This window comes from Mesorhizobium sp. M7A.F.Ca.CA.001.04.2.1 (assembly GCF_003998485.1).
GTDB lineage: Bacteria > Pseudomonadota > Alphaproteobacteria > Rhizobiales > Rhizobiaceae > Mesorhizobium > Mesorhizobium ciceri.
Genome location: NZ_RZQT01000064.1, coordinates 25,316 through 36,484 on the forward strand (window position 1 = coordinate 25,316; position 11,169 = coordinate 36,484).

Here is an 11,169-nt window from a genome sequence, read left to right on the forward strand (position 1 = left end):
CACAGGCACAGAGCCCCTTCAAGCGCTCAAAACGGACAGTTCAGGGGACAAAAGCCGCCGATCAGCCTTTTTGGCTGCGCAACAGCGCTTCGAGCGCGCTGTCACCGCCTTCCGGCAGCATGATACGCACATGAGCGTAGAGATCGCCGTGACCGCCGGCCTTTTCCGGCAGGCCTCTGCCCTTCAGCCGCAGGACCTTGTCGGAGCTCGACCAGGCCGGAATGTTGACCGCGAGCCTGCCGGTCGGCGTCTCGACAGGCACCTTGGCGCCGAGCACGGCATCCGCCAGTGCCACCGGCAGATCGGCGTGCAGGTCGCGGCCTTCGATGCGGTAGCGTGGATGCCGGCGTAGATGGATCTTGACCAGCGCGTCGCCTGGCTGGCCCGGCCCCTGCTCGCCTTGGCCCTTGAGGCGGATGGTCTGGCCATCCTCGACATAGGCCGGCAGCTTGACCGCCACCTTGCGGCCGTCGGGGAACATCGCCGTCACCTTTTCAGCGGTCGCCGCTTCCTCGATGGTGACGTCGAGCGTCACGTTCAGATCGGCAGCGGTCGCCTGCTGGCGGCGATCGCCCATGCCGGGACCGCGCGCGCCGGAAAAAGTGTCGCCAAAAATCTGGCTGAAGATGTCGCTGTTGCCGTCGAACGGATCGCCACCGGGTCGACCGGAGCGGAATTCGAACCGCGAGCCGCCCGGACCTTGCTGCCGGCGAAAGCCGCCAAACGGATCGCCGCCACCGGCAGCGCCCTCAAAGCCCTGGAATCGCGGCTTGCCGTCAGCGTCGATCTCGCCGCGATCGAAAGCGGCGCGATTCTTTTCGTCGCCGACGATCTCGTAGGCCTGGTTGGCTGCGGCGAAACGGTCCTTCGCCTTTGGATCATTCGGATTCTGGTCCGGATGATGCTTTTTGGCGAGTTTCCGGTACGCCGACTTTATGTCTTTGGCCGATGCGTTCCTGGCAACGCCCAGCACCTCATAGGGGTCGCGCATGCTTACTGCCCTGGAGAAGAGTTGAGTCTCTGGTTGCCTCTTATATGCGCTCCCATAGGAAGAAATTCCAGTGCTGGAGCCGCATATCAGACGCGGAAAATCAGAGCGCCTTGAAGTCCCGCATGCGCCAGCCGCCGGCGCTGGCCAGGCACAGTTCGCCTTCGAACATGGCAACGCCGTCAAAGCTTTCGCGCGAGGCCTTGAAGCGGCGGCAGGTCTGGCCGTTGTCCTTCAATTCCGCCAGATCGGTGATGGAACCGCGCGAGCCGGTACCGGCATTGGCCCATGGGACGGCCTGCCCGCCGAGTTGCTCGATGTCGGCCGAGGAGACTGCATTGCCGATCGTCGTCTGGTCGGAGTCGCGATCCAGACTGGCCGGCGCGGCCGAGGCCGATGTGCTGCTGGTCAGGATCGAGCGGTCGACTTCGGCTTTTTCCAGGCTGAAGCCGCCGGCGCCACAAGCGGCAAGCGGCAAGGCGACCGCCACGATCGCGGCTTTCGCGCTGGCCGAAGCGATAACGCTCCATTGCCTGCTGTCAAAAGCTTGCGCGATAAGCGACAATCGGCAGCCTCCCCCTTGCTTCGTTAAGAATCTTGGCTTTGTAAGAATCTACGTGACAATTTGAGAAAAACTATGAGTGACACTGAGTTAACAAGCGGTGACTTTACCGAGGCTGCCGAGCCGTTTCGCCTGTTTGCCGCATGGCTGGACGACGCCACGAAAAGCGAGCCGAACGACCCCAACGGCGTGGCTCTGGCGACCGTCGATACCGACGGCATGCCGGATGTGCGCATGGTTTTGCTCAAGGGGTTCGATGAAAGCGGGTTTGTCTTCTACACGAATTTCGAGAGCGCCAAGGGCCAGGAGATTCTTGGCAGCATGAAGGCGGCGATGTGTTTCCATTGGAAATCACTGCGCCGCCAGGTACGCATTCGCGGACCGGTGGAGATCGTCAGCGACGCCGAAGCCGACGCCTACTATGCGACACGGCCGCGCGGCAGCCGCATCGGCGCATGGGCCTCGAAACAATCGCGGCCGCTGGAAAGCCGCTTTGCGCTGGAGAAGGCAGTGGCCGAATACACGGCACGCTATCCGATCGGCGAGATCCCGCGGCCAAAGCACTGGTCCGGCTTCCGAATCGTGCCCACGACAATCGAGTTCTGGCACGACAGGCCGTTCCGCCTGCACGACCGGCTCGTCTTCAGCCGCAACGCGAAAGGCGCCTGGGACAAGACGAGGCTTTATCCCTGAAGAAGAGGCTCAGGCCTTCTTTCTCGTCATGAACGCGGTGAGCGCGGCGCGCGCCTCATCGGACTTCAGGCGCTCGCGAAAATGCTCGCTTTCCTCGCCGATGCGGGCGACGAGGTCGTCGCGCGAGCCGCGCATCAGGTCGCGCGCGATCTTCAGCGCCTGCGGCGGCTTGGCCGCGATCTGGCCGGCGGCCGCCAGCACCGAGGCCTCCAGTGCTGCTTCCTCGACCACCTCGTAGATCAGGCCGGCGGCCTTCGCCCGTTCAGCCGAAAAGCCTTCGCCGAGGCCGAGCAGCGCGAAAGCGCCTTGCTGGCCCAGTATGCGCGGCGCCAAAAGGCTCGATCCCGCCTCAGGCACCAGGCCAAGGTCGACGAAAGGTGTCCTGAACACGGTGCGTGGCGTGGCGAAGGTCAGGTCGCAATGCAGGTTGAGCGTCGTGCCGATGCCGACCGCGATGCCGTCGACGCCGGAGACCATGGGTTTCTCAACCTTGGCCAGCGCCATCAGGAAGTCCCAGACTTCGGTGCCGCCGTCACCGCCGGTGGCGATGACCATGAAGTCGGCAAGGTCGTTGCCTGAGGAGAAGGCGCCGGGCACGCCGAGAAAGACATGGACGCGGATCTCCGGGTCGGCGTCGCCTTCGGCCAGACTTTTTGACATTTTCGCATACATGGCGCGCGTCAGCGCGTTCTTCTTGTCCGGCCGGTTCATGCGGATGATCTGGATGGCGCCCTGGCGCTCGACGAGGATATGGTCTGTCACGGTTCTTTCCTTGTGAACGTCAGGCGGAAATCAGCGTTTTTCCGGCAGCGGCGAGGCTTTCGGCGCCATCGATGACGCGCGCCCGCAAAGCGCTGACCTCGCCGAGCAGGTTTTCGGCGAAGAAGCGGCAAAGGGGAATACGGCCTTGATCGGCAAGAGCGCCGCGCGCCAGATAGGCGCCGCCGGCGGCAAGCGAGATCAGCCTGAGATAGGGCGTCGCGCCCGCCAGCGCCTCGTCCGCCCGGCCTTCGGCCGCCAGTTTCTGCAGGAAGCGGGTCGCTTCGCTGAGATCGCCAAGTGCCGCGTCGAGAGCGTCGGCGGTGCGGCCGAAACCCTGCAGGTTCGAGGTCCGCACCGCTGCGGCCATATCAGCCAGTTCGGCGATATAACCATGCACATGGTCGCCGCCGCCGAGCGGCAGCTTGCGCATCACCAGATCGATCGCCTGAATGCCGTTGGTGCCCTCGTAGATCGGGGCGATGCGCGCATCACGATAGAAGGCGGCCGCTCCCGTCTCCTCGATGAAGCCCATGCCGCCATGAACCTGGAGGCCGAGTGAGGCAATCTCGACGCCGATATCGGTCGAGAACGCCTTTGCCAGCGGCGTCAGCAGATTGGCGCGGTCGCGCCAGTGGGCCGCCTCGTCACCGGCGGAGACACGGGCCATGTCGATGGCGTGGGCACAGGAATAGCTGATGGCGCGCGCGGTTTGGGTCAGCGCCTTCATGGTCAGCAGGTTACGCTGGACATCGGGGTGATGGACGATAGGCGCCATACCCGTGCCAGTGTAGCTCGCGGCCTTGCCCTGCCGGCGTTCATTGGCATAGGCGATCGCCTTCTGCGTTGCGGCTTCCGCGACCGCTACCCCCTGCATGCCGACACAAAGCCGCGCATTGTTCATCATCGTGAACATGCAGGCGAGGCCCTTGTTCTCCTCGCCGATCAGCCAGCCGATAGCGCCGGGCTTGGCGCCCTGGAAACCATCGCCATAGATCATGGTGCAGGTCGGCGAGGCGTGGATGCCGAGCTTGTGCTCAAGTCCGGAACAGAAGACATCGTTGCGCGCGCCGAGCGCGCCATCGTCGCCGACCAGGAATTTCGGCACCAGGAACAGCGATATGCCGCGCGTGCCGGCCGGCGCATCGGGCAGCCGCGCCAGCACCAGATGGATGATGTTGTCGGTGAAATCGTGCTCGCCATAGGTGATGAAGATTTTCTGGCCGAAGATGCGGTAGCTGCCGTCACCCACCGGCTCCGCGCGGGCGCGCAAGGCGGCGAGGTCCGAACCGGCTTGCGGCTCGGTCAGGTTCATCGTGCCCATCCACTCGCCGGAGACGAGCTTTTCGAGATACTTTGCCTTGAGGTCTGTGGAGGCGTGTTTGTCGAGCGCTTCGACAGCGCCCATGGTCAGCGTCGGGCCGATGCCGAAGGCCATGGCGGCGGAGTTCCACATTTCGAGCGCGGCAACGCCAAGCATGGTCGGCAGCGCCTGGCCGCCATATTCCTCAGGCCCGGAGAGCGCATTCCAGCCGCCATCGATCCAGCGGCGATAGAGTTCCTTCCAGCCGGGCGGTGTGGTGACGGCAGCGTCCTTCAGCACGGCACCTTGCCGATCGCCGATCGTGTAGAGCGGTGCGACCTCTTCAGTGGCGAAGCGGCCGGCCTCGCCAAGAACGGCATCGACCAGGTCATCGCCGAGATCGCCGAACCTGCCGGCATCGAGCGCCGATTTCATGCCGGCGACGTGCTTGAGCGTGAAGGCGATATCCTCGACCGGTGCCCTATACATGCCGCTCACTCCTCCTGATGCATCGGCCCGCCCAACCCTAGAGCCGGCGCCGCTGCAAAACCACCCGCCGTATCAGCGCTCTCCCATCTTCTTTTTACGTAAACGTCAAATTTTGTCACGCGGATTTTGCAATCGCGGCGGCGCGTATTAAGTTCAATCCATGCCGGATCAAGTCGACCGGCGACGGATCAGAACCAGCCAACCGGAACCGCCCATGCTTGCCAGACCCGACGCCTATCGCTGCATCGAATGCGGCCTGCCCTATCGAGCGGAGGGGTTCTGCTACCATGGCGGCAGACTGGACCACGGGGCCGCCTACTGGTCGGATCGCGGCATATTATGCTCGCCGCAATGCTCACTCGCCCACCACCGCAAACGCGCCGCCGAGGGCACGCTGCGGCAAGAGCCGGCTCCGGACCCGTTTGAATTCTAGCAGCTGATGCGTCGCCAGCTTTTCTGAAGTCAGCCCCGAAAGTACTTCCTTAACCATAGCCGTTCAGGATTTGTCTTTGATCAACGGGGATTCCCTGTTTTGAAAAGGACGGCGCGTCTCCTTCGCCGCTTGAAGAGTGTCGTGCCGACGCCCTTCAAGCCATTGTTTCCTCCGCATGTCGTTGCCCCAAAACCGCTGCACACTTTTGGGCGACATGCGCTGGCGCTTCTCGCCTTGGCGGCGACGATGGCGCTGTCCACGGCGGCAAAGGCTTCGGATTTTTCCGAACCCTGGAAGAACGCCGACCGCGCTTTGGTGGTCGATGCCTACGAATACAATTCCATCGATTGGGCGCAGCTCGCCACCGACAAGCGGGTCGTCGGCTTCATCAACAAGGCCTCCGACGGCATGCCGCCGCCCTATTTCTGCCTGGGCAACGACATTGAGGTGAAGCTTTGCAAGGCGCTGTGGAAACGCCATGCGGTGACGCGCGAACTGTTCCAGACGCGCCGGGTGGTGGCCAAGGCACTCGGCCTGAAATGGGGCGCCTATCACCTTGCCCGCCCCGGCAATCCGGTCGAGCAGGCCAACAATTTCCTCGATTTCGCCGAGCCCGCACCAGACGATCTCATGGCTCTCGACATTGAGGGCAATGATCCCTCGCAATGGATGTCGCTCGACGATGCCGAGGAGTTCGTGCGCCAGGTGCATCGGCGCATCGGCCGTTTCCCGGTGCTGTACACCAACGGCAAGACCGCCCAGTACATTGCCGACAACAGCTACCGATACCGGCTCCTGTCGCGGCTGCCGCTCTGGTATGCCCGCTATAAGTCCGACATCGACGTGCATTTTGCGATGGGCAACTGGCAAGGCTACGCACTGTGGCAGTTTTCGGCGCAAGCCAATTGCGGCCGTTTCCGCTGCCCTTACAGGGTTGCCGGCACGCCTAACGACATAGACGTCAATGTCGCGCCGACCGACGCCGCCACGCTGCGCGCGCAATGGCCGTTCGGCGGGCTTATCGACGTGCCGCCGGACTATCTCGCCTCCATACCGCTACCGGTTTCACGCGAGGCCGGCCTCGCCGGCAATGTCACCATCACCTATGCGTCTGTGGCCGCGCCGCCGACTTTCGAGGACATGGTCGCAGCGTTGGGCACACGCTGGTCCCGTTTCCGCGACGGCTTCCGCATGCCGGTCGTGAAGACGGTGCCCCGGAGACCGAGTTTCGGCATTGTCCAATATGTCGCCTGGAAGCGGACCGAGCGGCGTTCGCCCGCACAACTCGACGCTGCCTTTGCCGTTGCCGATCCGCTCAGCACCGCTTCCACCGAACTCGACCGCGGCCAGCGGTAAGCCAACGCGGACTTCAGGTTCCCTGTTCGCGCGCCACCGCCTGCCAGCCGATATCGCGGCGGCAGAACCCGTCCGGCCAGTCGATGCGGTCAAGCGCGGCATAGGCTCGTTTCTGCGCCTCGCCGACCGTGCTTCCCGTCGCCGTGACGTTGAGGACGCGGCCGCCATTGGCAACCAGCGCGCCGCCATTGATGGCGGTACCGGCATGGAATATCTGGACGCCGTCGCTTGCCGCGTCTTCGACGCCGCGGATGACCGAGCCTTTTTCCGGCGTGCCGGGATAGCCTCTCGCCGCCATCACCACGGTCAATGCCGCCTCGTCGCGCCAGCGCACCGAAGTATGTGCCAACTGGCCGTCGGTTGCCGCGTTGAGCAGGACCAGCAGATCATCCTTCAGCCGCATCATCAGCACCTGGCATTCCGGATCGCCGAAGCGGGTGTTGTATTCGATCAGTCTTGGCCCCTTGTCGGTGATCATCAGCCCGGCAAACAGCACGCCGGAGAAAGGCGCGCCCAGTTCGGCCATGCCGCGCATGGTCGGCTCGATGATCTCACGCATGGTGCGCTCGACCAGTTCCGGCGTCATCACCGGTGCCGGCGAATAGGCCCCCATGCCGCCAGTGTTCGGACCGGTGTCGCCGTCGCCGACGCGCTTGTGATCCTGCGCGGTGCCGAAGGGCAGTGCGGTGGTACCGTCGCAGAGGCAGAAGAAGCTCGCCTCCTCGCCGGTCATGAATTCCTCGACCACAACTTCCGCGCCGGCGGCGCCGAAGGAACCATCGAAGCAGGCATCGAGTGCTGCCTGTGCTTCACTGAGCGTCATGGCGACGGTGACGCCCTTGCCGGCAGCGAGCCCGTCGGCCTTGATGACGATCGGCGCCCCGGTCTTTTCGACATAGGCTTTGGCCGAGGCCAGATCACTGAAACGGCCATAGGCGGCGGTCGGGATGTTGTAGCGGGCGCAGAGGTCCTTGGTGAAACCTTTCGAGCCTTCCAGCTGTGCCGCTGCCTTGGAGGGACCGAAGACGCGGATATTTTCGGCGCGCAGATCGTCGGCAATGCCGGCGACCAGCGGGCCTTCCGGACCGACCACGACGAGGTCGATTTTTTTCTCCCGGCAGAATGCGGTGACCGCGGCGTGATCGGCGATGTCGAGCTTGACCAGTTCGGCCTCGCCGCCAATGCCCGGATTGCCGGGGGCGGCATAAAGCTTCGTCAGCAGCGGCGATGCGGCGATCTTCCAGGCGAGCGCATGTTCGCGGCCGCCGGAGCCGAGAAGAAGAACGTTCATGGCCACCTCTTGATGCTAACCCTTGAAGAGCACCCGCTATTGCTCTCTGGGCGACGGGTCAAGGCATCAGGGTGTTTTGATGGAAATTGCGCACGGGACGTTACCCCCGAATATGGGCGCCGAATACCAGCACCCTTGTTCTGGACCCTGCTCAGCGCTGGTAGACGACAGGAAACCAATCCTCGCGCAGTCTCTGCCCCGGCTGCATGCCGTGGCCATGATAGGGCGGCGAGGTGCGCCCCGGCCGCTCGATGTAGCGCGCATCGTCGCCGACCCAGCGCAGCGACAGCGCTCGGCGCCGCGCCGCTGTCATGTTGCCGCGCGCGCCATGCGCGGTCCTGAAGTCGAACAGGATGGCGTCGCCCGGCTCCATTTCCCATTCGAGCACCTTCATCGAAGGGTCCTTGTCGGGATCGGGCACCGGCAGATAGTCGCCCTCGCCGGCATAGAAATTGCTATCGTCGAGCCAGCGCACCGGCAGGATCATCTTGTCCCATTTGTGCGAGCCGGCGATCAGCCGCAGCGTCGCCTCTTTCACCGGGTCGATGGGTATCCAGAAGCTCACCGTCTGTTGGCCATCGACGAAATAGTAGGGGATGTCCTGATGCCAGGGCGTCGGCTTCTGCGTGCCGGGTTCCTTCACCAGCACATGATCATGGAAGAACTGCGCGGTGCGCGACTGCATCACCGCCGCCGCCAGTTCGGCGGCGGGTGAGTCCCGTACCAGGCTGACGAATTCGGGGATGCGCTCCCAGTTGCAGTAGTCATCGAAGAAACTACCGCGACCGTTGGCTATGTCGGATGCGGTGGCGCTGCGGTTCTGCATGTTGCGTTCGATGCCGGCGGCAATCGTGTCGACCCAGCCCTTGAAGGCGCCGCGAATGCAAACAGCGCCGTCACGCTGATAGTCGGCAATCGTGGACGCGCCGATCCTGGTGGCGTCGAGGGTGGCAGTCCGGGAAGCCATGGCGTTCTCCTCTTGGAATAAAGCCACTATCGCAACATCTATTCATTCGGTAAAATAATAACTTTCGATCTGACATATAGAGTGCCTCTATGAGTGTGACTCTCACGCAGCTACGCTATCTGGTTGCCGTGGCGCGTCACGGCAGCGTCACCGGCGCGGCAAAGATGCTGAACGTCTCTCAGCCGTCGATCTCGGTGGCCATCGACGCGGTCGAAAAGAATTTCGGCCAGAAACTGTTCGTCCGCCAGCGGGGAAGCGGCGTGTCGCCGACATCGTTCGGCCGCGCCGTCGTGGCCAAGGCAAGGCAGGTTCTCACCGAAACGGAGGAACTCATCGGCCTGGGTTCAGGCAAATCGGCTGTCAGCGGCGAGTTGGTGCTGGGATGCTTCGAGGATCTGGCGCCTTTCTTCGCGCCGGCTTTGATCCGCGCCTTCTCCGAACGCTATCCGGCCGTCAAGATCGTCGTTCGCGACGAGACGTTCGAGACGCTGGGTCGACGGCTGGGTGACGCGGCCATCGATCTCGGCCTGACCTATGATCTCAGCCTGCCGACGCATTTCGCCCGCATCCTGCTGCGTGAACTTCGCCCGCACGCGCTGTTGCCGGCAGGCCATGCCCTGGCGGATCGCCCGTCGGTCAGCCTTGCCGATCTGGCCGCCTATCCGCTGATCACCACCGACCAGCCGCACAGCTGGCAGCATATGCTCGACCTGTTCCGCAGCCGCGGCCTTTCGCCTGTGGCCGACATGACGACAAGCTCGTTCGAACTGCAACGGAGCATGGTCGCCAACGGCTTCGGCGTTGCGGTCAGCTACACCCGCCCGCATGGCGACCGCAGCTATGACGGGCTGCCGCTCATCTGCAGGCCGCTGTCCGATCCGCTGCCCATGCAGCGGATCCTGCTTACCTATGACACGCATCAGCGTGTGTCGAATGCAGCGCTGGCCTTCGTCGAGGTGGCCAAGGACTGGTTCGCCACCCGCGACATCTTTGCCTCGTGAAAGGCTGACGGGCGCCGCGTCTCCGCTTGCCGCTTGACGGTTTCCGCCGCTGCTGCCACTCCATGGGCATGGAAACCATCCAGTCGAAAGCGGCCCAGGGCCGTGTCGCCGATGCGCCGAACGGCCATTGGGTCTACCGCGTGCTGCCGCGCTCGATATGGCCCTATGCGCAGCTTGCGCGGTGGGACAGGCCGATAGGCTGGCAACTGCTGCTGTGGCCGTGCTGGTGGTCGGCGGCCTTGGCGGCGAGCGCCTATCCGCGTCCGGGCGACCCGCTGCTCTCGCTGCTGCCAGCGCCTTTGTATCTCGTGCTTTTCCTGGTCGGGGCCATCGCCATGCGCGGCGCCGGCTGCACCTACAACGACCTCGTCGACGAGGACATCGACAGCCAGGTGGAGCGCACGCGCTCGCGACCGCTGCCGTCAGGCAAGGCGACGCGCCGGCGGGCATGGCTGTTTCTCGTCCTGCAGGCCCTGGTCGGCCTTGTCGTGCTCATCCAGTTCAACAGCTTCGCCGTCCTGCTCGGCATCTGTTCGCTGGCGGTCATAGCCATTTACCCGTTCATGAAGCGGATAACCAACTGGCCCCAACTTGTACTCGGCCTTGCTTTTTCCTGGGGCGCGCTGATGGGATGGGCGGTCGAGTTCGGCGATCTCGATGGGCCTGCTGTCATGCTCTATATCGGCTCGATCCTGTGGGTGATCGGCTACGACACGATCTACGCGCACCAGGACAAGGAAGATGACGCCATTGTCGGCGTGCGCTCGACGGCACGCCTGTTCGGCGACAACACCAAGGCCTGGCTGGCCGGACTTTATGGCGGCGCGCTGATCTGCTTCGCCATCGCCTTCGCGTCGGCGCAGGCGCCGGTGGTGGCGCTGGCCGGGCTGATCGCCGCCGGCGCCCATATGGTGCGGCAGATCGCCGTGTTGGATATCGACAATCCGGACCAATGCCTACGGCTGTTCAGGTCGAACAACCAGGTCGGCTGGCTGATCTTCCTCGGCCTGATCGGCGGCGCTGTGTGGGTGGCTCTGAAGCCGCTGGTTTAGCGGCGCTTCTTCCTTCTCCCCTTGTGGGAGAAGGTGGATTGGCGCGCAGCGCCAAGACGGTTGAGGGGTGCGTGACGGAACGCCGGCATTGCCAAGCTGGAACACCCCTCATCCGACCGAGCTTCGCTCGGCCACCTTCTCCCACAGGGGGCTAGCGTGCGCACACATTTGCTTCGGGTTCATTTTTGTGAGGCGAGAACGAAGCCGTCGACGATGGCGTTGAAGCGTCTGAGGCCTTGGGTGAAGGTGATGGGTCCTGGCGGGCGTTCCTTTTC

The 11,169-nt window shown here is 63.8% G+C and carries 11 protein-coding genes; 5 read left to right on the forward strand and 6 right to left on the reverse strand.

The features are described from left to right. Window positions 1-61: 61 nt before the first annotated feature. Together EN955_RS20355 and EN955_RS20360 are read right to left on the reverse strand one after the other, a co-directional pair. Window positions 62-991 (reverse strand): J domain-containing protein, encoded by a 930-nt coding sequence (locus EN955_RS20355; RefSeq protein ID WP_024503598.1) that lies wholly within the window; start codon window positions 989-991, stop codon window positions 62-64. Window positions 992-1,091: 100 nt separating this feature from the next. After that, a complete protein-coding gene (locus EN955_RS20360) occupies window positions 1,092-1,553 on the reverse strand; it encodes an RT0821/Lpp0805 family surface protein (protein ID WP_024503597.1) in 462 nt (153 codons plus the stop codon). A 72-nt stretch (window positions 1,554-1,625) separates the two neighbouring features. Here EN955_RS20360 and pdxH point away from each other — a divergent pair, with 72 nt between their 5' ends. After that, complete coding sequence (pdxH, locus tag EN955_RS20365; protein ID WP_013532806.1) at window positions 1,626-2,243, forward strand: pyridoxamine 5'-phosphate oxidase; 618 nt, start codon at window positions 1,626-1,628, stop codon at window positions 2,241-2,243. A gap of 9 nt (window positions 2,244-2,252) precedes the next feature. On the opposite strand, the gene EN955_RS20370 is transcribed toward pdxH, so the two are convergent. Beyond that, the gene (locus EN955_RS20370) at window positions 2,253-3,005 is read right to left on the reverse strand and encodes a crotonase/enoyl-CoA hydratase family protein (protein ID WP_024503596.1); all 753 of its coding nucleotides are present in this window, start codon (window positions 3,003-3,005) and stop codon (window positions 2,253-2,255) included. Between the two features lie 19 nt (window positions 3,006-3,024). Beyond that, window positions 3,025-4,794: an acyl-CoA dehydrogenase gene (locus EN955_RS20375; protein WP_024503595.1), complete on the reverse strand. Its 1,770-nt coding sequence runs from the start codon at window positions 4,792-4,794 to the stop codon at window positions 3,025-3,027. 214 nt (window positions 4,795-5,008) lie between these two features. Here EN955_RS20375 and EN955_RS20380 point away from each other — a divergent pair, with 214 nt between their 5' ends. Both EN955_RS20380 and EN955_RS20385 read left to right on the forward strand, forming a co-directional pair. After that, window positions 5,009-5,227 (forward strand): hypothetical protein, encoded by a 219-nt coding sequence (locus tag EN955_RS20380; RefSeq protein WP_013532811.1) that lies wholly within the window; start codon window positions 5,009-5,011, stop codon window positions 5,225-5,227. Between the two features lie 246 nt (window positions 5,228-5,473). Further along, window positions 5,474-6,583, forward strand: coding sequence for a glycoside hydrolase family 25 protein (locus EN955_RS20385; protein ID WP_024503594.1), 1,110 nt, complete (start codon window positions 5,474-5,476; stop codon window positions 6,581-6,583). Window positions 6,584-6,596: 13 nt separating this feature from the next. On the opposite strand, the gene purD is transcribed toward EN955_RS20385, so the two are convergent. Together purD and EN955_RS20395 are read right to left on the reverse strand one after the other, a co-directional pair. Further along, entirely contained in the window at window positions 6,597-7,874 is a 1,278-nt protein-coding gene (purD, locus tag EN955_RS20390) for a phosphoribosylamine--glycine ligase (RefSeq protein ID WP_024503593.1), read from the reverse strand. 151 nt (window positions 7,875-8,025) lie between these two features. Further along, window positions 8,026-8,841 carry a phytanoyl-CoA dioxygenase family protein gene (locus EN955_RS20395; RefSeq protein WP_024503592.1) on the reverse strand — a complete coding sequence of 272 codons (816 nt, stop codon included), beginning with the start codon at window positions 8,839-8,841 and terminating at the stop codon, window positions 8,026-8,028. Between the two features lie 89 nt (window positions 8,842-8,930). Between EN955_RS20395 and EN955_RS20400 the strand changes: the two genes are divergently transcribed. Both EN955_RS20400 and ubiA read left to right on the forward strand, forming a co-directional pair. Further along, window positions 8,931-9,842 (forward strand): LysR family transcriptional regulator, encoded by a 912-nt coding sequence (locus EN955_RS20400; protein WP_024503591.1) that lies wholly within the window; start codon window positions 8,931-8,933, stop codon window positions 9,840-9,842. A gap of 68 nt (window positions 9,843-9,910) precedes the next feature. Continuing rightward, window positions 9,911-10,894: a 4-hydroxybenzoate octaprenyltransferase gene (gene ubiA, locus EN955_RS20405; RefSeq protein ID WP_024503590.1), complete on the forward strand. Its 984-nt coding sequence runs from the start codon at window positions 9,911-9,913 to the stop codon at window positions 10,892-10,894. Window positions 10,895-11,169 lie beyond the last annotated feature (275 nt).